Here is a 26,906-nt window from a genome sequence, read left to right on the forward strand (position 1 = left end):
CAAGCAAAGATCATCGCCGGGTCATTGTCCGCCATCGCGGCCGGGAGTATGCGACGGGCGACATGCAAGCAGCACCCAGCCGGCTGACGCCAAAGCGGATTCCCTTGCTGCGCAACACGCAGCAGGGCGGCGACGACGGCTCCTGGGGCGCCATCGTCCCGTCGCGCGGCCATGTGCTGCGGCGGCTGCGCGTATTCCGCCGCGGCATTGCCGTGCTGCTCTGGACCATTATCGCCGTGCCGCTGCAGGCGGTGCTGATCGCCCTGCCGGGCCGCGCCAAGGTGGTCTTCGCGCGCAGCTACTGGGCGGTGATGTGCTGGCTGATCGGGATGCGCGTGCGCGTGATCGGCGCGCCGGCGCACCGGACGGCGGATGGAAGGCCAGTCGTGTTCGTCTCCAACCACTCCTCCTGGCTCGATATCCTGGTGCTGGGCGGCCGGCTCGATGCCTGCTTCATCGCCAAGGAGGAGGTGGCGCGCTGGCCGCTGATCGGCACCATCGCGAAGCTGGGCCGCACCGTCTATGTCCGCCGCGCCCGTACCAGCACGGGGCGCGAGCGCGACGAGATGCGCGCCCGGCTGGCCGGCGGCGACAACCTGATCCTGTTCCCCGAGGGCACCACCTCGGACGGGTCGCGGGTGCTGCCGTTCCGCTCCGCCTTCCTGTCGGTGGCCGAGCTGCCGGCGACCGCGGACGGCAAGCCGCCGCTCGTGCAGCCGGTGTCGGTGGTCTATGACCGGCTGGCAGGGCTGCCCACGGGCCGGGCCAGCCGCCCGCTGTTCGCGTGGTACGGCGACATGGACATCGGCTCGCATTTCTGGCGGCTGGCGCAGCATCGCGGGCTGCGCGCCACCGTGCTGCTGCACACGCCGCTGGACCCGGCGGCGTTCCCCAGCCGCAAGGCGCTGGCGCAGGCGACCTTCACGGCGGTGGCGGACGGGGCGTCGACGATGCGCCAGAACCGGCCGGCGAGCCCGATCACGGTGGCGGCCGGGGGTGCGGCCGCGCCCGAGACGGCGCCGGCCTATGCGTGATTCGGGGGTGGCATGACCCGCGATCTGGTAACGATTTTGCGGCGCAATGCCGGCGGTGCTTGACACGCCCACCGCGCTTGCTGCGACACTCCACCGGTATGAAGGAGGCTGTTACGCGCCCTTGCGCTTGACCTGCCAGCAGCGGACGACGATTTCTCCCCTCTTTCCGGCCGGATTGGTCCGGCGGGATGGAGTGGAGCCTTGCCGATGACCCGGTCCGCCGGCGAACAGCCCGCACAGACCAGCGCCGTGACCCGCCAGCCCCCGACCAGGCAGCTGCACGTGATCACCTGGGGCTGCCAGATGAACGTGTACGACAGCGGCCGGATGGCCGACGTGCTGGCGCCGCTGGGCTATGCGCCGACCCCGGTGCCCGAGGGCGCCGACATGGTCATCCTCAATACCTGCCATATCCGCGACCGCGCGGCGGAGAAGGTGTTCTCCGAGCTTGGGCGGCTGCGGCTGCTGAAGCAGGCGCGCGAGGCCGCGGGCGGGCGCATGATCCTGGCCGTGGCCGGCTGCGTCGCCCAGGCCGAGGGCGCGGAGATCCTGGCCCGCGCCCCTTATGTGGACATCGTGCTGGGGCCGCAGACCTATCACCGCCTGCCGGAGATGGTGGCGCGCGCCAGCCGCGCCGCCGGCGCGGTGATCGAGACCGACTTCCCGGCCGAGGACAAGTTCGATCACCTGCCCGATGCCGCCGCCCCGCAGGGACTTACCGCGTTCCTGACCATCCAGGAGGGCTGCGACAAGTTCTGCAGCTTCTGCGTGGTGCCCTATACCCGCGGCGCCGAGGCGAGCCGGCCCGCCGCCGCGGTGCTGGCCGAGGCGCGCCGGCTGGTGGCGCAGGGTGCGCGCGAGATCACGCTGCTCGGCCAGAACGTGAACGCCTGGCACGGCGCCGGCCCGGACGGGCAGCCGGCGACGCTGGGCCGGCTGGTTCGCTGGCTGGCCGAGATCCCTGGGCTGTCGCGCATCCGCTACACCACCTCGCACCCGCGCGACATGGATGATGAGCTGATCGCGGCGCATGCCGAGGTGCCGGCGCTGATGCCGTTCCTGCATCTGCCGGTGCAGTCGGGCTCGGACCGCATGCTGGCGGCGATGAACCGGCGCCACACCGCCGACGCGTACCGGGAGATCATCGGCCAGCTGCGCGCCGCCCGCCCGGACATCGCCCTGTCGTCGGACTTCATCGTCGGCCATCCCGGCGAGACCGAGGCGGATTTCGAGGCGACGATGCAGCTGATCCGCGACATCGGCTTCGCCCAGGCGTTCAGCTTCAAGTATTCGCCGCGCCCAGGCACGCCGGCCGCCGGCGCGCCGAACCAGGTGCCGGAAGCGGAGAAGGATCGCCGGTTGCAGGCGCTGCAGGCGTTGCTGCGCGAGCAGCAGGCCGCGTTCAACGCCGCCTGCGCCGGCCTGACCATCCCGGTGCTGTTCACCGGCCCCGGCCGCCATCCCGGCCAGATCGCGGGTCGCTCGCCCTGGCTGCAGCCGGTACACGTCACCGGCCCCGCGGAGCTGATCGGCACCGAAGTCCAGGTGACGATTGCCAGTGCCCACACCAATTCATTGAGTGGAACCCTCAACCAGGAGAGAGCCTGCGCTTGACCCACATCGCAGCGGCCCCCGGGGTCGCTTCTCCGGCTGACCGCACTGCTTCCGCCGCTCCGGCCGGCAAGGCCGCGACCCTGCATTTCCCGGACAACGCGCTGCTGTCCCTGCTGCTGGGCGATCACGACCGCCATCTGGTTCGGATCGAACAGGGGCTGGGCGTGCGCGTGTCGTGCCGGGGCAACCGGATGGCCATCGCCGGCGACCCGGCGCGAGTCGAGGCCGCGCAGTCGGCGCTGACCGGGCTGTACCGGCGGCTGGAGCGCGGCGAGGGCGTGAGCACGAGCGACGTCGACGCCGCGATCCGGCTCAGCGAGATCGACGATCCCCGCCTGCCGCTGTCCGACCTGCCGGCGATCCGCACCCGCCGCGGCGCGGTCGGCCCGCGCAGCCCGGGCCAGGCCACTTACATGGACATGCTGAGCCGCAACGAGATGGTGTTCGGCATCGGCCCCGCCGGCACCGGCAAGACCTATCTCGCCGTTGCCCAGGCCGTGGCCATGCTGCAGGCCGGCCGGGTGGACCGGATCGTGCTCTCGCGCCCGGCGGTGGAGGCCGGCGAGCGCCTGGGCTTCCTGCCCGGCGACCTGAAGGACAAGGTCGATCCCTATCTGCGCCCGCTGTATGACGCGCTGCACGACATGATGCCGGGCGAGCAGGTGGTGCGCCGCATGGGCACCGGCGAGATCGAGGTCGCGCCGCTGGCGTTCATGCGCGGCCGTACGCTGGCGCATTCGTTCGTCATCCTCGACGAGGCGCAGAACACGACCGCGGTGCAGATGAAGATGTTCCTGACCCGCATGGGCGAGGGGACGCGCATGGTGATCACCGGCGACCTGTCGCAGATCGACCTGCCCGCCGGCACCCGTTCCGGCGTGCGCGACGCGCTGGACACGCTGGAGGGCGTGCCCGGGATCGGCGTGTGCCGGTTCGACAAGCGCGATGTGGTGCGCCATCCGCTGGTGGCGCGCATCGTCGACGCCTACGAGCAGCGCGCCGCCGCCGAGCAGGAGACCAGCGCCCGCCGCGCCCGCGAGGGCCGTGGCCCGGAGGCGTCTGGCACGTAGATGGATCCCGGCATCAGTAGGGGCCCCGCCGCGGCGGGGGTCCAGGTCATCGTCGCCGATCCGGCATGGCGCCGCGTGGTGCGTAATCCCGAATTGGTGGTCAGCCGGGCCGCTTCCGCGGCCCAGGGCAGCAGCGGCGGACCGGTCACGGTGGTGCTGTCGTCCGACACCGCGGTGAAGCGGCTGAATGCGCGCCACCGCGACCGCAACAAGCCCACCAACGTGCTGACCTTCGATCCCGCCGCCGCGGGCCTGCCCGGCGAGATCGTGCTCGCCCTGGCCACCGTCCGGCGCGAGGCGCAGGAGGCCGGGCGCCGGCCCGCCCATCACCTCGCGCATCTGGTGGTGCACGGCGCACTGCATTTGCAGGGCCACGACCACCACCATGCCGGCGAGGCGCGGCGGATGGAGATGGCGGAGGCGCGCATCCTCGGCCGGCTGGGCCTGCCCAACCCGTGGAAGCGGGGATGAGCGGCGTGACCCGTGCCGGCCTGCTGACCCGGCTGCGCGGCCGGCTGTGGCGTCGCAGCATCGAGCACAGCGTGCGCGATTCCATCGCCGAACTGGTGCAGGAGGCCGCCGATGCGACCCCTATCCCCGGCCAGGCGCCCGAGCTGGACCGCCAGGAACGCGCGCTGATCGCCAATGTCCTGCGGCTGCGCGGCACCACCGCCGACGACGTGATGGTGCCGCGCGCGGATATCGTGGCCATGCGCGTGGACGCGACGCTGGACGAGGCGGTGGCGCAGTTCCGGCGCGAGGGCCATTCGCGCCTGCCGGTGTTCCGCGAGCAGCTCGACGACATCGTCGGCATGGTCCATCTGAAGGACGTGTTCGCCTATGTCGGCCGGCCCGAAGAGTTCAAGCTCGAGGCCATCCTGCGCCGGCCGCTGTTCGTCGCCCCGCAGATCCCGGTGCTCGATCTGCTGCTGCAGATGCGCCAGGCGCGCATGCATCTGGCGCTGGTGGTGGACGAGTATGGCGGCATCGACGGCCTGGTGACGATCGAGGATCTGGTGGAGACCATCACCGGCGACATCGCCGACGAGCATGACGAGGTGCCGGGCCCGATGGTCACCGAGCGCGGCGACGGCTCGCTGGACATCGATGGTCGCCTGCCGGTCGAGGCGTTCGAGGCGCGGATGGGCCCGATCCTGTCCGAGGCCGAACGCGACGCCGACATCGACACGGTCGGCGGGCTTGTGTTCACGCTGGCTGGACGGGTGCCGGCGCGCGGCGAGGTGATCGGGCATCCGTCGGGCATCGAGTTCCGGGTGCTCGACGCCGATGCAAGGCGTATCCGCCGGTTGCGCGTGCGCCGGACGCCGGCGCAGCAGGCGGCTGCCGAATAGAGCCGGATTCGGGGTGACGGCAGGGCGGGGGCAAGAAACTGAAAGGAACTACCGGCTTCTTTATTGCGATTTCGCGACGTTGCTTTAATGCGTACGGTGCCATGCCCGGCAGTAATTCTTCGTCAAGTAAGCGCAAAGATCTTGGCGGGCCGGTTTTCTTAACAAAAAACTGAAACTTCGGCGCGCAGGATGGTCTTTGTCCTTTGAAACCGAGCCGAGACGGATGTCAGTAGCAAGCCGGTGGTCCGACCCCCTTTCCGCGTCGCCGACCGGTCGTGATGGCTGGCTGCGTGACGCCGGGAATGGCCCGTGAGCATTGCCGCGTCCGCGACCCTGCTGAACCTGGCGGCCAGCCTGATCATCGGCGTGCTGCTGGCGGTGCAGAACAGGCGCCTGCGGCGGGACCTGCAGGCCGGCGACGCGCCGCTGCCGGGGGCGCAGGAGGCCGAGCAGGCCGCGCTGCGGCGGATGCGCATCGCCGCGCACGACCTGCGTTCCATCGGCATGACGCTGCATGGCAATGCCGGTCATCTGGCGGCAAACGGCCTGCCGCACGCCGCGGGCATCGCGACGGCCGCCACCGACGTGTTCGAGATGGCGGACGACCTGCACGAGTACACCATGCAGGCCGGTTCCACCCGCGTGCTGCACGACGAGGAGATCCATCTCGGCGTCGCCATCGACGAGGCGGTGACGAATGTCGGCACCGGGATCGGGCCGGGTCGGCGGCAATGGCGCATCGCGCCCGATGTGCGGGCCACGCGGCTGAGCGCCGATCGCCGCGCGCTGCGGCACGTGCTGCGGCGGGCGCTGACGGTGGCCGTGCGCAATACCGGCCATGACGACAGCATCGACATCAGCCTCCGCCCGACGACCGACGGGGTTGCCGTGGTGATCGAGGACGGGTTCCGTGCGCCGCGGCCGCCGGCCGCCGCTGCCGGGCCGGTCCCGACCCATGACAGCCGGGGGATCGGCCTGCGGCTCACTTTGGTCCGGGCGCTGATGGAGGCGCATGGCGGCGGCGTGGAGACGGCGGCAGCCGAGGAGGCGGGCACCTATATCAGCCTGGCGTTCCCCCGCGCCCGGGTGCTGGAGGCGCCGATCGACCATCAGCATGCCTCGCGGCCGACGCCGGCTCGCTTGCGGGCCATCACCGCCACCGCGGCCTGACATGCAGGAAGGCGATGCCGATGGCACGGACTTGTTCCCGGCGGCGCCGGACGACCGCAACGGTCTTGTGGCCGTCCGGACGGTGCAGCGCTATCTTTCGCCCCGGTCGCAACAAGTGGTCGTGCCCACATTGTCCGATGTGCCGCCGCAAGAGCTTTCGCCCACCGCCCTGTGCGACGATCTGCGGCGGGCGCTGAAGGCCGCCGACCAGCTCAGCCTCGTCTATCAGCCGCGGATCGACCTGCGAACCGGGCGTTGCATCGCCGCCGAGGCGTTGCTGCGTTGGCGCCACCCCGTGCTCGGGCCGATGAACCCCGGCCAGTTCATCCCGGTGGTGGAGCGTGATCCGCTGATCGGCCAGCTTACCGACTGGGTGCTGGACAGCGCCATGACCTTCGCGGCCCGGCTTGCGGCCGATGGCCATCCCGTGCGGATTTCCGCCAATGTCTCGCCCACCAACCTGACCGTGGGCTATTTCGTCGGCCGCCTCGTGGAGTTGCTGCGCGCCCATAGCCTGGGCGCCGAATCGCTGGAGCTGGAGTTCACGGAAGGGGCGCTGATCGGCGACGACCGGCGCACGCGCCAGCAGCTCAACCAGATCCGCCGCATCGGCATCAGCGTCGCCATCGACGATTTCGGCGCGGGCTTCAGCAATCTCGGCTATTTGAAGGACATTCCGGCCGACGTCATCAAGATCGACCGCTCGCTGGTCAGCGGCATCGACGCCGACCACGCCAGCGGCGTCATCGTCCGCTGGCTGATCGGGCTGGCGCACGAGCTGGGCCTGCGTGTCGTCGCCGAGGGGATCGAGACCGAGGCCGTTCTCGGCCAGCTCACGGAATGGCACTGCGATGAGGCGCAGGGGTATCTCGTCGGCCGGCCGATGCCGGCCGCCGACCTGCTCGCCCGGATCGAGGCGCCGCCGGCGCCGTCTGCGGCTGCGGACGAGCCCCTGGACTGAGCGCGGCGGGGTTCAGCCCTCGGGCTGGATCACCACGGACAGCGTGCCGATCTTCTCGATGCTGGCCGCGACGGTGTCGCCCACCGACAGGAAGGTCTGCTTCGGCGCGCCGACGCCCGCGGGCGTGCCTGTCAGGATCACGTCGCCGGGGTCCAGCGTCATGATGCGCGAGGCGGTCGCGATCTGCTCGGCGACCGAGAAGATCATGCCCGAGCTGCGCGCGTCCTGTTTCGTCACCCCGTTCACCGAGAGCGTCAGGCCGAGATCCTGCGGGTCGCCGATCGCCGCGGCCGGCACCAGGCGCGGGCCCATGGGGCAGCAGGTGTCGTGCGCTTTCCCGGCCACCCAGTCGAGCTTGTAGAAGGTCTCCGGCGCACGGTTGAAGTCGCGGGCGGAAAAGTCGATCGCCACGGTGTAGGCGGCGACATGCGCGAGCGCGTCGGCCACGCTGACGTTGCGCGCGCGGGTGCCGATCACGGCAGCGAGCTCGATCTCCCAGTCCATCGCCTGGGTGCCGATCGGCTTGCGCACGGTGGCGCCCGGGCCGACCACTGCGTTGCGTGGCGGCTTGAAGAAGAAGAACAGGCGCTGCGCCTCCTTGCGCAGGTCGGTGACGCCCATTTCCGCGCAGTGGTCGTAGTAGTTGGCGCCGGCGCACAAAATCTTGCCGGGATACTGTAGCGGCGCCAGCACCGGCAGCCCGGCCGGCAGCGGCGCGGCGGCCAGGCGCGCCTGTGCCAGATGTGCCGACCAGCGCGGCCAGTCCGCGAACAGCGCGGCCACGTCGCCCGGCGCGCCGAGATCGGCAAGACGGTAGATCTGCCCGTCACGTTCCAGGCAGCCCACGGGCAGGCCGTCCTGGCGGACGGTGACGAGCGAGAACATCAGGCAGTCTCCCGGTACGTGACGAGCGCGTATCCGATGAATTCTGCCCGATCTGCTCGCCCAGGCAACCCCCGCGCGGGTCGGCCGCTACTTCACGGGGATCATCAGGTGCTCATACGGCGTGCCCGGCCACATTACGTAGGGCTTCGTGGGATCCGGGTCGGCGGTCTTCGGATAGCCGGGCATCGTCTTCGCGGCGGCGCCCACGATCATCACGTGCGAGCCGGTCTCGATCCAGTGATTGTCGGCCTTCTTCTCGGTCGCATAGGGGTCCGTGTTGCTCGCGCCGGTGTCGCCCGCCAGCATGTAGATGAACCCGGTCTTCTCCGTTGCGGGCCCATGGCTCTGCCAGGCATGCGCCCAGTCCATCGCGTTCGGGTCCAGGCACATCGGCACGCCGTTCGCTTCCATGCAGGTCCATTCGTTGGTTCCCTGCTTCATCGTCTGCATGGCGCCGTCCTTCATGCGGACAACCGTCGCCTGCTCGACCACCTGCGGCGGCGCCGCCATCATTACCCGCTTCATGTAGTCCTGGTCCGACATGGGGGCAGCGGGCGGCTGCTGCGCGCAGACCATTCCCGTCAGACTCATCACGGCGCACGTCGTGGCAAGGATGATACGCATGACGTTCCCTCCCGACCTGGCGGCGTTGGTTCGCCGCCGGCGGGAGATTACGCCTCAGCGCGCCGCAAAGCGGGGCTTCGGGGCCGGGGCCGGCTTCACTTTCCTGGAAGGGCTCGGAGCCCGCGTGATCGTGCGCGGGCTCCGGGGCATCTGCCGCCGGCTACTTCCAGGAGCTGAGGTAGAAGCGCGGCAGCTCGTCCGGGTACGGCTTGAAGTTCAGTTGCCGCGAGATGCCGTAGGTCGTGACATAGGTGTGCAGCGGCAGCCAGTAGGCGTTCTCGGTGATCCGCTTGATCGCGGCGCTGTAGAACTTGCGCCGCTCGTCCGGGTCGGTGGTGGCACCGCCCTTCTCGACCAGCGCCTTCAGCTCGGGGTCGCGGACATAGTCGTCGCCGCCGCCGGTGAAGAAGAACGGCAGGATCGCCGAGACGTCGTTGATGGAATAGCTGCCCCAGCTGGCCAGATACAGCGGGTTCTTGCCTTCGAGCGACCGCTGCAGGGCCGCCGACGCCTGCAACTGGCTGATGCGCGCGTTGATGCCCACCGCCTTGAGGTAGTTCTGCACCGCGCCGCCCCATTGCGGCAGGATGTAGGTCACCAGCTCGGTCTCGAAGCCCTCGGGGTAGCCGGCTTCGGCCAGCAGCGCCTTCGCCTTGGCGGGGTTGTAGTCGTAGCGCATGGCGGCGGCGGCGTCGCAGCCGAACTGGGTCGGGTAGCACGGCGCGTCCGGCACGCGCGATCCGCCCTGCACCAGGTTCTTGGCGATCGCGACCCGGTCGATGGCGTGGTAGATCGCCTGGCGGACCTTCACGTTGGTCAGCGGGTTTCCGGCCCCGGTGCGCCCGGCGGCGTCGATCGACAGGTAGCCGACCCGCATGCTCTCGGCGCGCAGGGCCTGCAGGGTGGGCACGCGGTTGATGTTGTCGAAATTGTCGGCCGGGAAGTTCCAGATCCAGTCGGCCTTGTTGCCCAGCAGCGCATTCAGCTCGCCGCTGGAATCGGTGACGCTGCGGATCACGAGCTTGTTGATCGCCGGCTTGCCCTTGGGGCTGTCGGGGTAATAGTCGGCGAACCGCTCGAAATCGATCTGGCTCACCCCGTCCACCTTGGTGATCCGGTAGGGCCCGGCGCCGACCGGGGCCTTGGAATAGGCTTCCTCGCCGACGCGCTCGCGATAGGCCTTGGGCCAGATCGGCACCACCATGGACAGGTATTCCAGCGCCGCCGGGAAGATGCGCTTCAGCTTCACCCGCACCTTGTAGTCGTCGATCTTCTCGGCCCCGGCGATCCAGGCGTAGTTGCTGGGGACCGCCACCTTCTTGTCGGTCAGGATGGTATTGATGGTGTAGACCACGTCGTCGGCGCTGAACGGGCTGCCGTCATGGAACTTCACCCCGCGCCGTAGCTCGAACTCCAGCGTGGTGTCGTCGATGTATTTCCACGAGGTCGCCAGCAGCGGCTTGATGGTGAAGCTGTCGGGGTCGCGGTAGACCAGCCCGTCCCAGGCCTGATGCGCGACGATGAGGCCGATGCGCAGCGAGTTGTAGTAGGGGTTCAGGTCCGGGATGCCGTCACGCCAGGTGACCCGCAGGGTGTCCGCCGCTTTCTGCGCATGCGCCGGCGTTCCCGGCAGCACGGCGACCGCAGCCGCCAGCAGGCATCCAGCCAGCCATCTCGTCCCACGCATCGCACGTTCCCCCTCGGTTCCCAGGGCATAAAGCTAGGAGCCGGCGGCGGAACGAGCAAGCAACGACGCGTAACCAGGCCGCGAGAGCCCGGCGGTGCGGGGCGGGCTCAGCCGGCCGGAAAGGCGATCTCGTTGCGCCACGCCACGGTGGCCGACAGCGGCCACAGCATGAACCCCTTTGCCGCAAGGCCGGGGAGCCATGCTTCCAGTGCGTCGAGCGTGTGCGGGCGGGGATGGCCGATGGCGATGACATGGCCCTGGCGGCGGGCGATCTGCTCGGTGCGTTCGAGCTGGGCGAGGATCTGCGCCGTGTCGGCGGCGTTGTCGATGAACACATCGCGGGAGGCAGCGGGCACGCCGGCGAGCGCGGCCTGCTGGTAGCCCACGCTGTGGGTGATCGTGAGGCTGTCGAGGAACAGCATGTCGCGCTTGCGCGTCTCGCGCGCCACCAGGGCCATCAGCGCCGGGTCGCGCGTGGCGACGCTGCCCATGTGATTGTTCAGGCCGACCGTGTCGGGCACGGAGTCGATCGCCGTCAGCAGGCGCCGCAGGTTCTCCTCGGCGGGCAGGTCGATGCGCAGCGGGTCCGGACCGGTCCAGGCGATGGAGGTGCCGGAGGCCTGCATGGGCATGTGGAGCAGCGCCTCGTGGCCGCGCTCGGTGGCCGTGCCCACCTGGTCCGGCAGGTTCCGGGCGAACGGGAACCAGGACAGGGTGAGCGGGGCGGGCAGCGCCACGGCGCGGCGGGTGCCGGGATGGATCACGCCCATGTCGTCGATGACGATGGAGATGACCGGGCGGCCGGCGGGATCGCCGGCGGTGACGGCGAAGCGCTGCCAGCGCGGGAGGATGGCGGACCGGGCCGGGCGCGCCGCCAGCGGCAGGCTCAGGGCACCGGTGAGGACGACGCGGCGGTTGATGACCATTGGCCTTCTTCACCGGAGGGAACGAGTTCGTCAGCGCCCCTGGTTGGCCGAAAATCGTGAGCAATACAAGGGGGTTCCGCAGGCCACCACGTTCCGGGCGGCTGCCATCACATGGTCGTGATGCCGATGACCGGCGGCCGCGGCCCTGGGAGGCCGATCATCGCATTTCGAGCCATCGTTATTGAGGTAGATCAACGACGGGCGGTGTCGATGACGCTAATGTCGCAACGTCAGCGAGAGGTGACCTCATGCGTGGCACTGGGTGGACCATCGCGTTCCTGGCTGTGGTTGTTCTGTTGGCATCAGAACGTTCCGCGCAAGCAATTCCCTCCTTTGCGGCGCAGACCGGGCAACCCTGCACGGCCTGCCATATCGGCGGATACGGGCCGCAGCTCACCCCGCTTGGCCGCGCCTTCAAGATCGGCGGCTACACGCAGTCGGGCGGTTCCGGCGTGCGGTCGCAGATCCCGTTGTCGGCGATGATCTTCGGCTCCTACACGAATACGCAGGAAGGGGTTCCGCCGGACCAGAGGACGCATCATTACGGATCGAACGGCAACTTCGCCCTCGATCAAATCAGCGGCTTCGTGGCTGGCCGGGTCACGGACTTCGCCGGCGGATTTGTCCAGTTCACGTATTCCAACATCCCGAACGCGTCGCACCTGGATAACACCGACCTGCGGCCGTACACGACGACCTTCGACCTCGGCGACCGCGAGCTGCGGGTGGGCATATCGCTCAACAACACGCCGACGGTTCAGGACCCCTACAACACGACCTTTGCCTGGGGATTTCCGTATATCGCCTCCGGCCTTGCCCCGACGCCCGCGGCGCAGCCGGTGCTGGCCGGGGCGTTCGCCGGAAGTACGTTGGGGTACTCGGTCTATGGCTGGTACGACAAGAAGCTCTATTTGGAGATCGGCGCCTACAACACGATGAGCCCATACCTGCTGGCGAGGACAGGCAATTTCTTCACCGTGGGAAGCTCTCAGGGAATGATGCCGTATATCCGCGCGGCCTATGAATGGAACTGGAGCCAGCAATCCGCGCATGTCGGTGCACTGTATCTTCAGTCCAACGTCAATCCCGCCACAGCGGGCCGCATAACCGACGGATCGTTCGGTCGCGACCACTACAGGGATTACGCGTTCGACGCCAGCTACGAGTATCTCGGCACCGGCACCCATATCGTGACGGTGCAAGGCATCTACACGCACGAAAACCAGGACCTGACAGGGTCGAGTTCGTCTGCAAACGCGGCGAACGGCACGGATTTCGGCAACCATTACAGCCTGAACCAGATCCGCCTGAACGCGTCCTACTGGTTCCAGAACACCTACGGCTTCACCGCCGGCTGGCAGAAGACGTGGGGTCCGGCCAATCCGGTTCTGTTTTCGCCGGGCGAGCTGACCGGCAGCAACAACAGCAAGCCGAACAGTAACTCGTTCATCTTCGAGGCGGACTGGGTTCCGTTCGGAAAAGCGGACTCGTGGAAGTCGCCGCTGGCGAACCTCAAGCTTGGGCTGCAGTACATCGTCTATACGCAGTTCAACGGCGCCGGCAACAACTACGATGGCTTCGGGCGGAACGCCGCGGGGAACAACACGCTATATGCCTTTGCCTGGCTGGCGTTCTGAGCGGCGCCGCTGGCATCAGTGCAGTGTCGCGAGATAGGCGATCAGGTCATGGCGCTTCGGGTCGTCCTTCAATCCGTTATAGGTCATGGCGGTGCCGGGAATGATGCCGCGCGGGTTCGCGAGGTAGCGATCGAGCGTTGCCTGGTCCCATACGATGTTGGCCCGCCGGTTCGCGTCCGAGTAACGGAAGTCCGTCAGCGTGCCGGTCTTGCGGCCTACGACGCCGAACAGCGATGGGCCGATGCGGTTCCTGCCGGGTGCCACTTCGTGACAGTTGCTGCAGATCTGCGTGAAGACCCGGCGGCCGGCTTCGGCATTCTGTGCATGCGCAGGGAGCGTCAGAAGCTGGCAGGTGGCAACACAGGCGATGGCACCGATAAACAGCCGAAACATCGTTCATGTTCTCCCGGACCCGGCGCCGCTGGGCGGAATCGCAGGCGCCGGCGCGACATTCGGACAGCACGCCACGCATCGCGCGGTGGCGGGCCACAGCGTTCCAACAGCGCGACGCGCCTGCATGGGCGCCGCGAAGAATGACGTTCGGTTCGTGTGAAGGCCCATGAACCCGGGCGCACCCGAACCACCACAACGGACGCGCCAGGGCCGCCAAAATTCCCGCAGGGCGCGGAGAATGAGCCGGGGCTATTTCACCGCCCGGACATACGCGACGAAGCCGGCGTGCCGCGCGGTGTTCTCAGGGGGGCTCCGCCGCCTCAAATAAATGAAACGTCGCACCGTGGCCGCGATCGTGCCAATACTTCGGGCCGATTTCATTTTCCCCTTCCGGCCGCATGTTACGCGTCAGTGACGACGTGGCGGCGGCAACCCCAGGGAGAGCGACGCAGTGGAAATAACATTCCGTGACCTCATGACCGTGGTGCATGGCATGGGCTTCGGTGCGCTGTTCATGCTCGCATTCTCCGGCGCCATCGGCGTGATCTATGCGACCACTGTCACCGGCGCGCGCTGGCAGCCCGGTTCGCGAGATAGCGGGATGTTCCGCTTCTATCTGGTGAGCATGGCCGCGCTCGCGTGGCTGACCGTGATCTCGGGGTCCTATGTCGTCTATCCGTGGTATCGTGCCGTTCCGCCCCCTGGCACCACTGACCTCGCAGGCTACCCGCAGCGGCTTCTGCTCTCGAACCCGTTGACCGCCGGCTGGCACGATCTGGGAATGGAGTGGAAGGAACATGTCGCGTGGTTCGCACCGATCGCGATGACCATGGTGGCCTATGTCTTCATCAAATACGGCCCCCAGCTTGCCCGATCCCGGCAGTTGCGCAGTGCCGTACTGGCGTTCACGGTTGTCGCCTTCATCGCCACCGGAGTGGCGGGCGCTTTCGGCGCGTTCCTCAACAAGTATGCGCCGGTGCGCGGCGGCGCCGACATCGTACTTCTGCGGGGCAAGTGACATGAGCACGCAGCAATCCGACATCCCTGCCGGTGCAGGGGACGCATTCGGCACCGCTCAGCCTGACGTGTTGCCGAACGGCCCTGGCGCGGCAGCAATATTGGCGGCCGGTATCGGCTCGCTGGCGCTCGGCATCTTCGCGTTCGCCGGCGACGCCTCGCCGGCGATCCTGCGTGCCTTCAATTTCTGGAGTGCGACCGGGCCGCTGTCAGGTGTCACCTCGACGGCCGTGTTTGTCTGGCTCGTGGCCTGGTACTGGCTCGCCAGGAGCTGGGCGGGGCGCAGCGTCAGTCTCGTTCTCGTCAATGTCGCCGCTTTTGCGATGCTGATCGCCGGGCTGCTGCTGACCTTTCCGCCGTTCATGGACCTGCTGCAGGGCAAATAGCCCTGGTGTCAGTGCAGCGTTGCGAGATACGCGATCAGGTCGGCGCGCTTGGTGTCGTCCTTCAAGCCGCCGTATGTCATTTTCGTACCGGGCATCGCCGCCCGTGGCGCGGTGAGATACTTGTCCAGCGTGGCCTGGTCCCACGTGGCATTGGCGTTCTTGTTGCCTTCCGAGTAGGTGTAACCGGGCACCGTCCCGGTCTTGCGGCCGACGATCCCGAACAGGGTCGGGCCGGTCATGTTCCGCCCCGCCTGGACGGCGTGACAGATGCTGCATTGCGACTGGAAGACGCTTCGGCCGGCCGCGGGGTCTGCGGCGGCCGCGGGATCGATCACGGCCAGCAACAATGTGGCGCTGACCGCGGTCGTCAGCCAAGTGAGCGTGGCACGCGAAGGACGCTCATGCATGCTTCGAACTCCTGCTGGGCACGCGGCTATTGGCCGGCCGGCAGCTTGCTGTGCAAATAGTCGCCGATCACCACCACCATCGGCTCCAGCAGCTCGATATCGTTGAGTGAATCGGCAGCGGCCGCGCGGGCGAATTCGACGGCGTCGTTGTCGTGCGCGCGTTGCGCAGCGGTGACGATGGCGTTGAGCGCATCCGTCAGCTGCGTGTGCTCCTGGAAGATCTGCTCGCGTTCGGCCTTGACCCGATCGGTCATGGCCAACGCCCATTTCATGTCCGGCGTCACCTTGCCATCCGCCAGCACCGGCAACAACGTCAGCGGCGGCAGGATATATTCCTCCTCGCGGGCGATGTGACGCTTGAACAGAACGAGTGCCTTGCGCGCCGCGTCGCCGACCGGTCCCCGGCGCCGGGCGAGGGCGGAGAGGCGCTGCAGGGTTTCTTCGTGCTCAACGCGCAGCGACTGCGGAATCTCGTGCGCTGACGCCGAGGGCTGCGGCGCCTGGGCCAGGGCGATGCCAGATGGACAAACCCAGGCCGCGACGGTGAAGGCCACCAGTGCAGCGGCCGCCGGCAAGGTTGGACGCATCGATCTCCCTCCGGGCAGATGTCGTCAATCCCACCGCGATTATCTCGCGCTTTATCTCGAATTGTGTCAACCGCGTTTCATTGGAGCGGTGGCTGGTCCGCCTTTGGCCTTGGTGCGGCCATGGCCGGTCAGGCCAGCAGGCACTCCACCGTCCGGCCGGACAGCACGCGCGGCTGCGGAACCTGGGTGCGGCAGGCATCGACGGCGATCGGGCAGCGCGGATGGAAGCGGCAGCCCGGCGGGATGTTGGCGGGATCGGGATAGGTATCGCCCAGGCCGACATCGGGAATGCCGCGGCCGGGCTCTGGCGTCAGCACCGAGGCAAGCAGCGCGCGCGTGTAGGGATGCGCGGGGGCGCGGAACAGCGCGTCGGTTTCCGCGTGCTCGACGACGCGGCCGAGATACATCACCGCCACCTCGTCGCAGATATGCTCGACCACCGCGAGGTTGTGGCTGATGAACAGCAGGGTGAGGCCGAGGTCGCGGCGCAGCTCGGCCAGCAGGTTGAGGATCTGCGCCTGCACCGACACGTCCAACGCCGAGGTCGGCTCGTCGCACACGACGATGCGCGGCCGCAGGATCAGCGCGCGGGCGATGGCGACGCGCTGGCGTTGGCCGCCGGAGAGCTGGGCGGGCAGGCGCCCGGCCATCTCGGCCGACAGCCCGACGCGTTCGAGCATCGCGGCGACGCGGCTGGTGATCTCGGCGCCGCCGACGCCCTGGGCGGCGAGCGGCAGGCCGACGATGTCGCGGATGCGTCGGCGCGGATTGAGGGAGGAGAACGGGTCCTGGAACACCGGCTGGATCAGCCGCGCCCGCTCCCGCCGGCCCATGTCCGCGAGGCGGCGGCCGTCGACCAGGATGTCGCCGGAGGTGGCGGGGTACAGCCCCAGGATGAGGCGGGCCAGCGTGGACTTGCCGCAGCCGGATTCGCCGACGATGCCGAAGCAGCCGCCGGCGGGAACGGCGAAGGACACGCCGTCCACCGCGCGCACGTGGCGGGCGGCCGAGAACATGCCGGTGCCCTGGCGGAAGATCTTGGCGACGTCGCGCGCCTCGATGGCGGGGGCGGCGGTCATGCCGCGGCGTCCCGCGGCCAGCCGGCCGGCAGCCGGCACAGATAGCGGTGGCCGGGAATGCGCGTCTGGGCGGGGATGTCGCCGGAGCATTCCGGCATGGCCTGGGCGCAGCGGTCGCGGAAGGCGCAGCCGGTGAAGCCCAGGGGAATGCGCGGCACGGTGCCGGGGATGCTGCCGAGCTGGGCGCCGCGCGCGACCTTGCCGGGCGCCGGCACGCAGTCCAGCAGGCCACGCGTGTAGGGATGCGTGGGGGCGGCGAACAGATCGGCGGCCGGCGCGCTCTCGACCACCTGGCCCGCATACATGACGCTGACGCGGTGGGCCATGCGCGCGACGATGCCGAGGTCGTGGGTGATCAGCAGGATCGCCAGGCCCAGCTCGCGCTGCAGTTCCAGCAGCAGGCGCAGGATCTGTGCCTGCACGGTGACGTCGAGCGCCGTGGTGGGTTCGTCGGCGATCAGCAGCTCGGGGTCGCACATCAGCGCCATGGCGATCATGACGCGCTGGCGCAGCCCGCCGGAGAGCTGGTGCGGATACTGGGCGAGGCGCATGCCCGGCGCGGTGATGCCGACCCGGCCCAGCAGCGCCGCCGCGCGGTCCAGCGCCGCGCGCCGGCTGGCGCCGCGGTGGCGCCGCATCACCTCGGCCATCTGCGAGCCGACGGTGTAGGCGGGGTTCAGACTGGTCATCGGCTCCTGGAAGATCATCGCCATCCGGTTGCCGCGCAGCTTCGCCATGCCGCGTTCGTCCAGGCCCAACAGGTCGGTGCCGGCGAATGCCATGCGCTCGGCGCTGCGGGTGGCGCCGCGGGCCAGCAGGGTCATCACCGCCAGGGCGGAGACCGACTTGCCGCAACCGGACTCGCCGACCAGGCAATGCGTTTCGCCGCGGTCCACGGCGAGCGAGACGCCGCGCACGGCCTCGGTGCCGCCACCGAAGCGCACGCGCAGGCCCTGCACGTCCAGCAGCGTTTCGCTCATGCGTCGCGCGTCGCGCCGAGCAGGTCGCGCAACCCGTCGCCGAGGAAGTTGATGCCGAGCACCAGAACGAACAGGGCGATGCCGGGGACCATGATCACCCAGGGGCTGAAGAACATGTAGTCCTTGGCTTCGCTGATCATCAGGCCCCAGCTTGGCAGCGGCGGCGGCACGCCCAGGCCGAGGAAGGAGAGCGCTGCCTCCAGCAGGATGGCGAGCGCCATTTCCAGCGTGGCAACGACGATGAGATGGTGGACGATGTTGGGCAGCACCTCGCGCAGCAGGATGTAGCTGCGCGAGCAGCCGGCGGCCCAGGCGGCGCTGACATAGTCGAGCGTGCGCACCTGCATGGTGGTGGTGCGCGCGACCACGGCGAAGCGGTCCCACAGCAGCAGGCCGAGCGTGAACACCACCACGGTCAGCGAGCTGCCGATCAGCGAGACCACGGACAGCGCCACCAGGATCAGCGGGATCGACAGGCGGCAGGTGATGGCGAACATCACCACGTCGTCCACCCGACCGCCGAAGAAGCCGCCCAGCACGCCGAGCGTGATGCCGATGAGGCCGGAGGTGATGACCGTCATCACCCCGATCAGCATGGAGATGCGCGCGCCGTAGATCAGGCGCGAGAGATAGTCGCGGCCGAGCTGGTCGGTGCCGAACAGGTGCGCGGGCATCCCGCCCTCCATCCAGGAGGGCGGGACCATGCGCTGATTGAGGTCCTGCAGGAACGGGTCATGCGGAACCAGCAACGGGGCGAATATCGCGGCAAAGGCGACGCCCAGGACGATGACCGCGCCGAGGCCGGCGGCGATCCTGCGCAGCGGCGGAAAGCCGCTCATGCGGCACGCAGCCGAGGGTCGAGAACGGCGTTCAGCAGGTCGGCCAGCAGGGTGAGGCAGATATAGACGATGGCCAGGAACAGCACGACGGCCTGGACCACCGGGAAGTCGTTCTTGCTGATCGACTCCCAGCCCAGATAGCCCACGCCGTGCAGGGAGAAGACCGATTCGATGACGATCGAGCCGCTGAGCATGAAGCCGAGCTGCACGGCGGCGACCGCGACGACGGGCATTGCCGCGTTGCGCAGCGCGTGCTTGAGCACGATCGAGGCACGGCTGAGGCCCTTGGCGCGGGCGGTGCGGATGTAGTCGGAGGCCAGCGCGTCGACCATGCCGCTGCGGGTGAGCCGCATCAGCGCGGGGATGGCCGAGAACGCCAGCACGATTCCGGGCAGGATGTAGCCGTCCCAGGTATCGACGCCGGAGATCGGCAGCAGCTGCAGCTTCAGCCCGACCCAGATGATCAGCAGCAGGCCGAGCCAGAAGCTTGGCATGGCCTGTCCGATCACGGCGATCAGCATGATCGCGCGGTCGAGCAGCGAGCCTTCGCGCATCGCCGCCAGGATGCCCAGCGGGATGGCGGTGAGAAGCGCGATGCACAGCCCGGTCAGGCCGAGGGTGAGGGTGACCGGCAGGCGCTCGCGGATGAGCTTCGCCGCCGGCTCGTGATACAGATAGGAGCGGCCGAGATCGCCGGATGCCGCCGAGCCCACCCAGTCGAAGAACTGTGCGAGCAGCGGGCGGTCGAGGCCATAGGCCTTGCGGATGATCTCCACGTCCTGCGCGGTGGCCTGCGGCCCGGCGATGGACACGGCAAGGTCGCCCGACAGGCGGGTCAGGGCGAAGCTGATCGTCAGCACGGTCAGCGTGACGAGCAGGGCCAGCAGCGCGCGACGGGCGAGGAAGGTGACCATTCCCGTCGAGCCTAAGGCCGCAATGGACGGGCGGGCAAGAGATCACGCAGGCGGCGTTTGATCCGTGGTTGTCTGGCTGCGCCGTCACGGCCCCTTTCGATCAAAGCGAATTGCGTCGCGGCGCCGCCTGCCCCAACATCCCGGCCCTGAATCGAGGGGGCATGATGATGCGCGCGCTTGGCTTGCTGTTCCTGGGCCTGATGCTGGCCACACCGGCATTCGCCCAGAAGGACGGATTGGTGGTGGACCTGCCCGGCGACGTGGCCACCATGGACCCGCATCTGCAGTGGGATACCGACAGTTACACGGTGTATCGCAACATCTTCGACAACCTCGTCACCCGCGACGCCACCGGGAAGATCGCACCACAGGTGGCCACCGCCTGGCGCTACGCCGACGACCGCACCATCGTGTTCGACCTGCGCACCGACATCACCTTCCACGACGGCAGCCGGCTGACGCCGGAGGACGTGGTGTTCAGCGTGCAGCGCATCATCAACCCGGCGTTCCGCAGCCCGCAGCTGTCGCAGTTCGACCAGATCGTGTCGGCCGAGGTCACCGGTCCGGCGCAGGTGACGCTGCATACCAAGACGCCGTACCCGGCGCTGATGGCGCAGCTGGTCAAGCTGTCGATCGTGCCGAAGGCCGTCGTGGAGAAGCTGGGCGACCAGCGCTTCAACCAGGAGGTGGTCGGCAGCGGCCCATTCCGGCTGCGCGCGTGGCAGCGTGGCGTGCAGACCGTGCTCGATGCCAACGACGCCTATTGGCGCGGCAAGCCGGCGTTCCGCTCCGTGACCTTCCGCGCCGTGCCCGATGCCTCCACCCGCATCGCCGATCTGCGCACCGGGCGGGCGGACATCACCCGCGGGCTTTCGCCCGACGACGCCGAGGCGCTGAAGAGCGAGCGCGCCCTGCAGCTGCTGACGGTGCCGACCGAGCGCATCGCCTACATGTTCGTCAATGCCCAGGCCGGGCCCACCAAGGACAAGCGGGTGCGCCAGGCGATCGCCATGGCGGTGGACCGCGACACCATCATCACGGCCCTGCAGCAGGGCTACGCCAAACCGGTGAACATCGTGCTGACACCGGCGAATTTCGGCTATGTGCCGGATGTGAAGGGCTGGCCGCACGACCCTGCGAAGGCGCGCGCGCTGATCAAGGAAGCCGGGGCCGAGGGCGCCACGCTGCAGTTCCTGACCTCGCCCGCCTATGACCGGCGGCTGAACGAGGCGGTGCAGCAGATGCTGGGCGAGGTGGGGCTGAAGGTGGACATCGTGACGATGGACCAGCCGACCTATCTGCGCCGCCGCCAGGGCACGCCGGAGGAGGCCGGCAGCCTGTCGCAGGGGCGCTGGTCCTGCGCCTGCCAGGACGCGGACGGGGTCATTTTCCCGCTGTTCCGCAGCGGCAGCATCTGGTCGAAATTCGCCAATCCCGCCTTCGATGCCGAGGTGGACGCCGCCCGCACGATCCTCGATCCCGGCAAGCGGCTGGAGCATTACCGGCGCGCCTTCGAGATCCTGCGCGATGAGGTGCCGGGGATCGGGCTGTTCCAGGACGTGGCGATCTATGCCGCACGGCGCGAGCTGAAATGGGCGCCGACCGCGAACGAGGCCTTCTTCGTGATGGACATGAAGTGGCAGCCCTGAGCCGACGCGGCGGGCGCTGATGCTGCGCCACATCGCCGGGCGGGTCGGGCAGGCGATCGTCGCCACCTTCGGGGTGCTGACGATGGTGTTCTTCGTCATGCGCCTGTCCGGCGACCCGACGCTGCTGCTGGTGCCCGAGGGCGCCACCGCCGAGCAGATCGCCGCGCTTCGCCACCAGCTCGGCTTCGACCGGCCGCTGGTGGTGCAGTACGGGGCGTACCTGGCGGATCTCGCGCGGCTGGATCTGGGGGAATCGCTGGTGCAGCGGGCGCCGGTGGCGGGGATCGTGGGCGAGCGCATTCCCTATACGATGGCGCTCGCCGCCGGTTCGCTGGTGGTGGCGCTGGGCATCGGCATTCCCGCCGGCATCGCCATGGCGGTGTGGCGCGGCAGCGTGCTGGAGCGCGCGCTGGCGGCCTTCGTGCTGACCGGGCAGAGCCTGCCCACTTTCTGGTCGGGCATCCTGCTGATCCTGTTGTTCGGGGTGAACCTGGGCTGGCTGCCGACCTCGGGGGCCGACAGCCTGGGCTCACTGGTGATGCCGTCGGTGGCGCTGGGCGCGCTGACCATGTCCACCTTCGCGCGCATGACCCGGATCGCCGTGCTGGATGAGCTGTCGCGTGACTACGTGGCGGCGGCGCGGGCGCGCGGGCTGTCGCTGGCGGCGGCGGTGGGGCGGCACGTGCTGCGCAACGCCGCCATTCCCGTGGTGACCGTGACGGCGCTGGAAGTGGGCAACCTGCTGGCGGGCGCGGTGATCGTGGAGACGGTGTTCGCCTGGCCGGGCATCGGCCAGCTGGCGATCCAGTCGATCGCGGCGCGGGACTTCCTGGTCGTGCAGACGGTGGTGCTGTTCGTCTCGGTCGTTTATGTCGGCACGAACCTGCTGGCGGATCTGGCCTATGCCGCGATCGATCCGCGGATACGGATGGGCGCGTGAGCGGCCGCATCACGCCGGGCGTCGCCCTGTTGCTGGCGCTGCTCGCTGCCTTCGTGGTGGCGGCGGTGGCGGCGCCGATCCTGGCGCCGTTCGATCCGTTGCGGCAGTCGCTGCTGTTGCGGCTGCGGCCGCCGGGCACCACGCTCGCGGCCGGGACGTTCCTGCTGGGGACCGATGACCTAGGCCGGGACCTGTTGTCGCGCGTGTTGTACGGGGCGCGGGCGTCGCTGGCGGTGGCGGCGCTGTCGGTGTCGGTATCGCTGCTTGTCGGCACGCTGCTGGGCCTGCTCGCCGGGTGGTTCCGGGGTTGGCCGGCGATCCTGATCATGCGGCTGGTGGACACCATGCTGTCCATTCCCGCGATCTTGCTGGCGGTGCTGACGGTGGCGGTGCTGGGGCCGGGATTCCTCAACCTGGTGCTGGTGCTCGGGCTCACGCGCTGGCCGCGCTATACCCGCGTGGCCTATGCGCAGACGCTGCAGGTGGCGAACCTGCCTTATATCCGCGCGGCCGAAATGGCCGGCAGCTCGGCGCTGCGCATCCTGTTGCGCCACGTGCTGCCGAACATCGCCGGGCCGCTGATGGTGGTGGCGACCACCGAGTTCGGCCTGATGATCCTGTTCGAGGCGGGGCTGTCCTTCCTCGGCCTGGGCATCCAGCCGCCATTTCCGTCCTGGGGCTCGATCATGAGTGCCGGGCGGCAATACGTGGCGCGGGCCTGGTGGCTGACGGTGTTTCCCGGCGCGTGCCTGTTCGTGCTGGTGCTGTGCGTGAACCTGTTCGGGGACTGGCTGCGCGACCGCGTGGACCCCCGTTCGCAAAGCCGATAACGGAGCAGAACATGAACTATGAAGGCGAGTTCAAGGGCAAGCGCGTCGTGGTGACGGGGGCGGCCGGCATCTATGGCGGCTGGATCGCGGCCGCGTTCGCGCGGGAAGGCGCGGTGCTGTGCCTGTCCGACCTGCGGCGCGACAAGCTCGATGACGTGGCGGCCCGCCTGGGCCTGGACCCGGCGACCACGCTGCTGCACGGCACCGACCTGACCGATGCCAGCTCGATCCGCGACCTTGCCCTGACGGTGGCGGGGGAATGGGAGGCGCCGGATATCGTCATCAACAATGCCGGCGTGTACCCGCGCACGGGCATCCTGCTGAACCTGGACGAGGCCGAGTTCGACCGCATCATGGACGTGAACGTGCGTGCGCCGTTCATCGTGACCAAGGAGATGGCCAGGCTGATGATCGCGCGCAACGTGCAGGGTGCGTTCGTGAATATCGGCTCGGGCGCGGCGCGGCAGATGCCGACGGGGTCGGTGACGTACTGCATGTCCAAGACGGCGCTGGAGCGGCTGTCCAAGGGCCAGGCGCTGGAACTGGCGCCGCACCGCATCCGCGTGAACGTGGTGGAGCCGGGCTTCGCGCCGGGCAGCGATTTCTCGCTGCTGCCGGAAGACTATGTGGAGCGCATGATCGCGCGCATTCCGATGGGGCGCACCAGCGGGCCGGGCGACACGCCGGCCATGGTGCTGTATCTGTGCTCGAAGGCGGCGGCGTTCGTCACCGGCACCATGATCAGCGTCGACGGCGGCAACTCCATCGGCACGTACCAGCCGGCGCCCGCCAAAAGCTGATGACGCAGCCTGCGCTTGTCGTCGAGGACCTGTCGCTGGCCATCGGTCCGGCGCAGGTCGTCGATGGCGTGGGCTTCTCGGTCGCCCCCGGCGAGGTGCTGGCGCTGGTGGGCGAGTCCGGGTGCGGCAAGTCGCTGACGGCGCAGGCGGTGATGCGCCTGCTGCCCGCCGCCATCCGCCAGGTGAGCGGCCGCGTGCGTCTGGGGGCGGAGGAGATCTCCGCCTTGCCGGAACGCCGCATGCGGGAGCTGCGCGGGCGGCGGCTGTCGATGATCTTCCAGGAACCGCAGGCGGCGCTGGATCCGCTGGCCACTGTGGGGACGCAGGTGGCCGAAGCGTTGCGCCTTTCCGTGGCGCAGGCGCGTCCGCAGGTGCGCAAGATGCTGGAGGATGTCGGCATCTCCGATCCGGACCGGCGCATCGACCAGTATCCGTTCGAGCTGTCCGGAGGCATGTGCCAGCGGGTGATGATCGCGACGGCGCTGATCTCTGGCCCCGCGGTGCTGCTGGCCGACGAGCCGACGACGGCGCTGGACGTGACCATCCAGGCGCAGATCCTGGACCTGCTGCGCCGCCTTGCCACCGAGCGGCAGACCGCGGTGGTGCTGATCACGCACGACATGGGGGTGGTGGCCGACATCGCCGACCGCGTGGCGGTGATGTATGCCGGGCGTATCGCGGAGACCGGGCCGACCGAGGCGATCTTCGCGGCGCCGCGCCATCCCTATACCGCGCTGCTGCTGGCCTCGATCCCGCGGCTGTCGGATGTGCCGAAATCGAAGCTGGCGGTGATCGAGGGACGGGTGCCTACGCCCGCGGAGTTCGGCCCCGGCTGCCGCTTCGCCGGGCGTTGTCCGCTGGCCGATGCGCATTGCGCCGAAGCCACGCCGCCGCTGCGCAGCGTGGGCGATGGCAGGCTGTCCGCCTGCTTCCATGCCGAGCGCGTGCGATGAGCGCTGTCCTGGAAATCACCGATCTGGCCGTGCATTTCCCCGGCCGCGGGGGCGCGCCGATCCGTGCGGTTGACGGTGTGTCGTTCCATATCGCGCCGGGCGAGACGCTGGGCCTGGTCGGCGAATCCGGTTGCGGCAAGTCCACCGTCTCCAACACCGTGGTGGGGTTGCTGGCACCCACGCGCGGCAGCGTGCGCGTATTGGGCACCGAGCTCGCCGGCGCCAATCGCCGCACGTTGCGCGCTGTGCGGGCGCGGGTGCAGATGGTGTTCCAGGACCCCGTGACCTCGCTCAATCCGCGCATGACCGTGGGCGCCGCTGTCGGCGAGCCGCTGCTGGTGCGCGGCGTCGCCCGGGGCGCCGCCTTGCGCGATCGCGTGGCGGCGCTGCTGGAGGAGGTCGGGTTGCGGCCGGATCACGCCGGGCGTTATCCGCACCAGTTCAGCGGCGGTCAGCGGCAGCGCATCGTCATTGCCCGCGCGCTGGCCCTGCGCCCGGCGCTGCTGGTGTGTGACGAGCCGGTTTCGGCGCTGGATGTGTCGGTACGGGCGCAGATCCTGAACCTGCTGGTGGAGCTGCAGGCGCGGCTTGGCATGTCCAGCCTGTTCGTCTCCCACGACCTCGCGGTGGTCAGGCATGTCTGCGACCGGGTGGCGGTGATGTATCTCGGCTGTCTCGCGGAGCTGGCGCCGCGCGAGGCGCTTTATGCCGCGCCGCGCCATCCCTATACGCGCGCGCTGCTGGCCGCGGTGCCGGAGCCCGATCCGGCCGTGCAGCGCGCCAAGCCGCGCGTGCCGCTGAGCGGCGAGATTCCGAGCCCGGCGGCGCCGCCGGCGGGATGCCGGTTCCATACGCGCTGCCCGATGGCAGTGGACATCTGCCGGCAGAAAGTGCCGGAATGGCGCAAGGTGGGCGAGTCGATGGTGGCTTGCCACCTGGCGGAGTAGGGCCGGGGACGAACGGACCGCCTCCATCCTCTGCATCGGAGGACAACGCCCATGAAGATCGTTGATGTCGAGTGCTACGTGCTGCTCGCGCCCAACATGAGCACCGGCAGCACGTCCTCCGCGCAGGACAGCTTCATCGTCATCGTGCGCACCGACGAGGGCATCGCCGGCATCGGCGAGTCCGATGTGAATCCCTGGATCGCCAAGGCCTGCGTCGAGGCTCCGGGCACCCACACGATGGGGTTGGGCATGCGCGAGTTGCTGATTGGCGCGGATCCGCTGCGCATCGAGGAACTGTGGCAGCGCATCTATGTCGGCACCTGCATGAACGGGCGGCGCGGCGCGGTGATCCATGCCCTTGGCGCCATCGACATGGCGTTGTGGGACATTCGCGGCAAGTCCGAGGGCAAGCCGATCTTCGAGCTGCTCGGCGGCGCGCGGCAGGACTTCGTGGTTCCCTATGCCTCCCTGCAGCCGGCGGGGCGGCAATGGGAGGCGTATCGGGATTCGCTGTGCGAATGGGCGGAGCGCGCGAAGCAGCTTGGCTTCCGCGCCGTGAAGGCGGAGGTGAGCATGAGCGGCCCCTACGCCCATGACGGCATGCACGAGGAGGCTGACAAGCACACGCGCGTCGTCGAGGCGGTGCGAAAGACGCTCGGTCCTGACATCGCACTGATGATCGACGTGCAGTACATGTGGCCCGATGCGGCGACGGCGCTGCGGACGGTGCGCGACTGGGCGGCGTTCGACATCTTCTTCCTGGAGACGCCAATCTGGATCGACCGCCTCGACGAATATGCCAGGCTGCATGACGAGGCGCCGATGCGCATCGCCGCCGGCGAGTGGCAGGCGACGCGATGGGAATTCGAGGACCTGCTGGACCGCGGCAGGATCGACGTGGCCCAGCCCGATATCGGCCGCGTCGGCGGGTTCGGCGAGGCCAAGGCCGTCTGCGACATGGCTGCGGCGCGCGACCGGCTGATCGTGCCGCATTGCTGGAAGACGGGCGTGTCCGTCACGGCAACGGCGCACCTGGCCTTCAACACCCCTCATTGCAAATTCATCGAATACCTGCCGCCCGAGTTGTGCACGGAGACGTTGCGGCGGGAGCTGGCGGTGGACGACTTCGATTTCGTGGACGGCCTGATCCACAAGCCCGGGAAGCCAGGCCTGGGCGCCGAGCTGAACGAAGACGCCTTGGTCCGGTACCGGGTGGCGTAGCGGA

The 26,906-nt window shown here is 68.9% G+C and carries 28 protein-coding genes; 17 read left to right on the plus strand and 11 right to left on the minus strand.

Annotated elements, in window-relative coordinates; genetic code table 11:
* The first annotated feature begins 62 nt into the window (after positions 1-62).
* The 7 genes from OL599_RS08135 to OL599_RS08165 all read left to right on the plus strand — a co-directional run bounded on the left by OL599_RS08135 (position 63) and on the right by OL599_RS08165 (position 7,201).
* A complete protein-coding gene (locus OL599_RS08135; protein ID WP_264713193.1) occupies positions 63-1,034 on the plus strand; it encodes a lysophospholipid acyltransferase family protein in 972 nt (323 codons plus the stop codon).
* Between the two features lie 207 nt (positions 1,035-1,241).
* Positions 1,242-2,648: a tRNA (N6-isopentenyl adenosine(37)-C2)-methylthiotransferase MiaB gene (gene miaB / locus OL599_RS08140; protein WP_264713194.1), complete on the plus strand. Its 1,407-nt coding sequence runs from the start codon at positions 1,242-1,244 to the stop codon at positions 2,646-2,648.
* 5 nt (positions 2,649-2,653) lie between these two features.
* The gene (locus OL599_RS08145) at positions 2,654-3,718 is read left to right on the plus strand and encodes a PhoH family protein (protein ID WP_408886925.1); all 1,065 of its coding nucleotides are present in this window, start codon (positions 2,654-2,656) and stop codon (positions 3,716-3,718) included.
* Entirely contained in the window at positions 3,719-4,189 is a 471-nt protein-coding gene (ybeY, locus tag OL599_RS08150) for an rRNA maturation RNase YbeY (RefSeq protein ID WP_264713195.1), read from the plus strand. It abuts the gene before it with no gap.
* Positions 4,186-5,070 (plus strand): hemolysin family protein, encoded by an 885-nt coding sequence (locus OL599_RS08155; protein WP_264713196.1) that lies wholly within the window; start codon positions 4,186-4,188, stop codon positions 5,068-5,070. The genes ybeY and OL599_RS08155 overlap by 4 nt, the downstream gene beginning before the upstream one ends.
* Positions 5,071-5,379: 309 nt before the next feature.
* The gene (locus OL599_RS08160) at positions 5,380-6,240 is read left to right on the plus strand and encodes a sensor histidine kinase (RefSeq protein WP_264713197.1); all 861 of its coding nucleotides are present in this window, start codon (positions 5,380-5,382) and stop codon (positions 6,238-6,240) included.
* Between the two features lies 1 nt (position 6,241).
* On the plus strand, positions 6,242-7,201 hold the full coding sequence (locus OL599_RS08165; protein ID WP_264713198.1) for an EAL domain-containing protein: 960 nt from the start codon (positions 6,242-6,244) through the stop codon (positions 7,199-7,201).
* 12 nt (positions 7,202-7,213) lie between these two features.
* On the opposite strand, the gene OL599_RS08170 is transcribed toward OL599_RS08165, so the two are convergent.
* From OL599_RS08170 to OL599_RS08185, 4 genes are all read right to left on the minus strand, one after another.
* The gene (locus OL599_RS08170; protein ID WP_264713199.1) at positions 7,214-8,086 is read right to left on the minus strand and encodes a fumarylacetoacetate hydrolase family protein; all 873 of its coding nucleotides are present in this window, start codon (positions 8,084-8,086) and stop codon (positions 7,214-7,216) included.
* Between the two features lie 87 nt (positions 8,087-8,173).
* Positions 8,174-8,677: a hypothetical protein gene (locus tag OL599_RS08175; RefSeq protein ID WP_264713200.1), complete on the minus strand. Its 504-nt coding sequence runs from the start codon at positions 8,675-8,677 to the stop codon at positions 8,174-8,176.
* A gap of 193 nt (positions 8,678-8,870) precedes the next feature.
* Positions 8,871-10,397, minus strand: a complete 1,527-nt coding sequence (locus OL599_RS08180; RefSeq protein WP_264713201.1) for an ABC transporter substrate-binding protein — start codon at positions 10,395-10,397, stop codon at positions 8,871-8,873.
* 107 nt (positions 10,398-10,504) lie between these two features.
* Positions 10,505-11,323 (minus strand): divergent polysaccharide deacetylase family protein, encoded by an 819-nt coding sequence (locus OL599_RS08185; protein ID WP_264713202.1) that lies wholly within the window; start codon positions 11,321-11,323, stop codon positions 10,505-10,507.
* Between the two features lie 248 nt (positions 11,324-11,571).
* Between OL599_RS08185 and OL599_RS08190 the strand changes: the two genes are divergently transcribed.
* Positions 11,572-12,960 carry a hypothetical protein gene (locus OL599_RS08190; RefSeq protein WP_264713203.1) on the plus strand — a complete coding sequence of 463 codons (1,389 nt, stop codon included), beginning with the start codon at positions 11,572-11,574 and terminating at the stop codon, positions 12,958-12,960.
* A 15-nt stretch (positions 12,961-12,975) separates the two neighbouring features.
* On the opposite strand, the gene OL599_RS08195 is transcribed toward OL599_RS08190, so the two are convergent.
* A complete protein-coding gene (locus OL599_RS08195; protein ID WP_264713204.1) occupies positions 12,976-13,353 on the minus strand; it encodes a c-type cytochrome in 378 nt (125 codons plus the stop codon).
* 493 nt (positions 13,354-13,846) lie between these two features.
* Between OL599_RS08195 and OL599_RS08200 the strand changes: the two genes are divergently transcribed.
* Together OL599_RS08200 and OL599_RS08205 are read left to right on the plus strand one after the other, a co-directional pair.
* A complete protein-coding gene (locus OL599_RS08200) occupies positions 13,847-14,371 on the plus strand; it encodes a hypothetical protein (protein WP_264713205.1) in 525 nt (174 codons plus the stop codon).
* Between the two features lies 1 nt (position 14,372).
* Positions 14,373-14,756, plus strand: a complete 384-nt coding sequence (locus tag OL599_RS08205; protein ID WP_264713206.1) for a hypothetical protein — start codon at positions 14,373-14,375, stop codon at positions 14,754-14,756.
* An 8-nt stretch (positions 14,757-14,764) separates the two neighbouring features.
* Here the strand turns inward: OL599_RS08205 and OL599_RS08210 are convergent, their stop codons facing one another.
* The 6 genes from OL599_RS08210 to OL599_RS08235 all read right to left on the minus strand — a co-directional run bounded on the left by OL599_RS08210 (position 14,765) and on the right by OL599_RS08235 (position 19,562).
* On the minus strand, positions 14,765-15,163 hold the full coding sequence (locus tag OL599_RS08210; RefSeq protein WP_264713207.1) for a c-type cytochrome: 399 nt from the start codon (positions 15,161-15,163) through the stop codon (positions 14,765-14,767).
* Between the two features lie 26 nt (positions 15,164-15,189).
* A complete protein-coding gene (locus tag OL599_RS08215; protein WP_264713208.1) occupies positions 15,190-15,717 on the minus strand; it encodes a hypothetical protein in 528 nt (175 codons plus the stop codon).
* A gap of 161 nt (positions 15,718-15,878) precedes the next feature.
* A complete protein-coding gene (locus OL599_RS08220) occupies positions 15,879-16,829 on the minus strand; it encodes an ABC transporter ATP-binding protein (protein WP_264713209.1) in 951 nt (316 codons plus the stop codon).
* Positions 16,826-17,809, minus strand: a complete 984-nt coding sequence (locus tag OL599_RS08225) for an ABC transporter ATP-binding protein (RefSeq protein WP_264713210.1) — start codon at positions 17,807-17,809, stop codon at positions 16,826-16,828. Before OL599_RS08225 ends, OL599_RS08220 begins: the two co-directional genes overlap by 4 nt.
* Positions 17,806-18,648, minus strand: a complete 843-nt coding sequence (locus tag OL599_RS08230) for an ABC transporter permease (protein ID WP_264713211.1) — start codon at positions 18,646-18,648, stop codon at positions 17,806-17,808. Before OL599_RS08230 ends, OL599_RS08225 begins: the two co-directional genes overlap by 4 nt.
* Positions 18,645-19,562 carry an ABC transporter permease gene (locus OL599_RS08235; RefSeq protein WP_264713212.1) on the minus strand — a complete coding sequence of 306 codons (918 nt, stop codon included), beginning with the start codon at positions 19,560-19,562 and terminating at the stop codon, positions 18,645-18,647. Before OL599_RS08235 ends, OL599_RS08230 begins: the two co-directional genes overlap by 4 nt.
* A gap of 167 nt (positions 19,563-19,729) precedes the next feature.
* Here OL599_RS08235 and OL599_RS08240 point away from each other — a divergent pair, with 167 nt between their 5' ends.
* Genes OL599_RS08240 through OL599_RS08270 form a run of 7 tightly spaced genes read left to right on the plus strand, consistent with a single transcriptional unit; the run spans position 19,730 to position 26,902 of the window.
* Complete coding sequence (locus OL599_RS08240) at positions 19,730-21,211, plus strand: ABC transporter substrate-binding protein (RefSeq protein ID WP_264713213.1); 1,482 nt, start codon at positions 19,730-19,732, stop codon at positions 21,209-21,211.
* 19 nt (positions 21,212-21,230) lie between these two features.
* Positions 21,231-22,151 (plus strand): ABC transporter permease, encoded by a 921-nt coding sequence (locus tag OL599_RS08245; RefSeq protein ID WP_264713214.1) that lies wholly within the window; start codon positions 21,231-21,233, stop codon positions 22,149-22,151.
* Entirely contained in the window at positions 22,148-22,981 is an 834-nt protein-coding gene (locus OL599_RS08250; protein ID WP_264713215.1) for an ABC transporter permease, read from the plus strand. Before OL599_RS08245 ends, OL599_RS08250 begins: the two co-directional genes overlap by 4 nt.
* A gap of 11 nt (positions 22,982-22,992) precedes the next feature.
* Positions 22,993-23,781, plus strand: coding sequence for an SDR family NAD(P)-dependent oxidoreductase (locus OL599_RS08255; protein WP_264713216.1), 789 nt, complete (start codon positions 22,993-22,995; stop codon positions 23,779-23,781).
* The gene (locus OL599_RS08260; protein ID WP_264713217.1) at positions 23,781-24,734 is read left to right on the plus strand and encodes an ABC transporter ATP-binding protein; all 954 of its coding nucleotides are present in this window, start codon (positions 23,781-23,783) and stop codon (positions 24,732-24,734) included. Before OL599_RS08255 ends, OL599_RS08260 begins: the two co-directional genes overlap by 1 nt.
* On the plus strand, positions 24,731-25,681 hold the full coding sequence (locus tag OL599_RS08265; RefSeq protein WP_264713218.1) for an ABC transporter ATP-binding protein: 951 nt from the start codon (positions 24,731-24,733) through the stop codon (positions 25,679-25,681). The genes OL599_RS08260 and OL599_RS08265 overlap by 4 nt, the downstream gene beginning before the upstream one ends.
* Positions 25,682-25,732: 51 nt before the next feature.
* A complete protein-coding gene (locus tag OL599_RS08270) occupies positions 25,733-26,902 on the plus strand; it encodes a mandelate racemase/muconate lactonizing enzyme family protein (protein ID WP_264713219.1) in 1,170 nt (389 codons plus the stop codon).
* The last annotated feature ends 4 nt before the right edge of the window (positions 26,903-26,906 follow it).

It is taken from the genome of Limobrevibacterium gyesilva (assembly GCF_025989185.1).
GTDB lineage: Bacteria > Pseudomonadota > Alphaproteobacteria > Acetobacterales > Acetobacteraceae > Limobrevibacterium > Limobrevibacterium gyesilva.

Bases quoted from the DNA above. Each gene is read 5' to 3' on its own strand.
- OL599_RS08270 (WP_264713219.1), top strand. From the start codon at position 25,733: ATGAAGATCGTTGATGTCGAGTGCTACGTGCTGCTCGCGCCCAACATG.
- OL599_RS08230 (WP_264713211.1), bottom strand. From the start codon at position 18,648: ATGAGCGGCTTTCCGCCGCTGCGCAGGATCGCCGCCGGCCTCGGCGCG.
- OL599_RS08255 (WP_264713216.1), top strand. From the start codon at position 22,993: ATGAACTATGAAGGCGAGTTCAAGGGCAAGCGCGTCGTGGTGACGGGG.
- OL599_RS08195 (WP_264713204.1), bottom strand. From the start codon at position 13,353: ATGTTTCGGCTGTTTATCGGTGCCATCGCCTGTGTTGCCACCTGCCAG.
- OL599_RS08245 (WP_264713214.1), top strand. From the start codon at position 21,231: ATGCTGCGCCACATCGCCGGGCGGGTCGGGCAGGCGATCGTCGCCACC.
- OL599_RS08260 (WP_264713217.1), top strand. From the start codon at position 23,781: ATGACGCAGCCTGCGCTTGTCGTCGAGGACCTGTCGCTGGCCATCGGT.
- OL599_RS08170 (WP_264713199.1), bottom strand. From the start codon at position 8,086: ATGTTCTCGCTCGTCACCGTCCGCCAGGACGGCCTGCCCGTGGGCTGC.
- OL599_RS08205 (WP_264713206.1), top strand. From the start codon at position 14,373: ATGAGCACGCAGCAATCCGACATCCCTGCCGGTGCAGGGGACGCATTC.
- miaB (WP_264713194.1), top strand. From the start codon at position 1,242: ATGACCCGGTCCGCCGGCGAACAGCCCGCACAGACCAGCGCCGTGACC.
- OL599_RS08190 (WP_264713203.1), top strand. From the start codon at position 11,572: ATGCGTGGCACTGGGTGGACCATCGCGTTCCTGGCTGTGGTTGTTCTG.
- OL599_RS08220 (WP_264713209.1), bottom strand. From the start codon at position 16,829: ATGACCGCCGCCCCCGCCATCGAGGCGCGCGACGTCGCCAAGATCTTC.
- OL599_RS08200 (WP_264713205.1), top strand. From the start codon at position 13,847: ATGGGCTTCGGTGCGCTGTTCATGCTCGCATTCTCCGGCGCCATCGGC.
- OL599_RS08240 (WP_264713213.1), top strand. From the start codon at position 19,730: ATGCGCGCGCTTGGCTTGCTGTTCCTGGGCCTGATGCTGGCCACACCG.
- OL599_RS08180 (WP_264713201.1), bottom strand. From the start codon at position 10,397: ATGCGTGGGACGAGATGGCTGGCTGGATGCCTGCTGGCGGCTGCGGTC.
- OL599_RS08210 (WP_264713207.1), bottom strand. From the start codon at position 15,163: ATGCATGAGCGTCCTTCGCGTGCCACGCTCACTTGGCTGACGACCGCG.
- OL599_RS08165 (WP_264713198.1), top strand. From the start codon at position 6,242: ATGCAGGAAGGCGATGCCGATGGCACGGACTTGTTCCCGGCGGCGCCG.
- ybeY (WP_264713195.1), top strand. From the start codon at position 3,719: ATGGATCCCGGCATCAGTAGGGGCCCCGCCGCGGCGGGGGTCCAGGTC.
- OL599_RS08175 (WP_264713200.1), bottom strand. From the start codon at position 8,677: ATGAGTCTGACGGGAATGGTCTGCGCGCAGCAGCCGCCCGCTGCCCCC.
- OL599_RS08235 (WP_264713212.1), bottom strand. From the start codon at position 19,562: ATGGTCACCTTCCTCGCCCGTCGCGCGCTGCTGGCCCTGCTCGTCACG.
- OL599_RS08135 (WP_264713193.1), top strand. From the start codon at position 63: ATGCAAGCAGCACCCAGCCGGCTGACGCCAAAGCGGATTCCCTTGCTG.
- OL599_RS08265 (WP_264713218.1), top strand. From the start codon at position 24,731: ATGAGCGCTGTCCTGGAAATCACCGATCTGGCCGTGCATTTCCCCGGC.
- OL599_RS08155 (WP_264713196.1), top strand. From the start codon at position 4,186: ATGAGCGGCGTGACCCGTGCCGGCCTGCTGACCCGGCTGCGCGGCCGG.
- OL599_RS08185 (WP_264713202.1), bottom strand. From the start codon at position 11,323: ATGGTCATCAACCGCCGCGTCGTCCTCACCGGTGCCCTGAGCCTGCCG.
- OL599_RS08225 (WP_264713210.1), bottom strand. From the start codon at position 17,809: ATGAGCGAAACGCTGCTGGACGTGCAGGGCCTGCGCGTGCGCTTCGGT.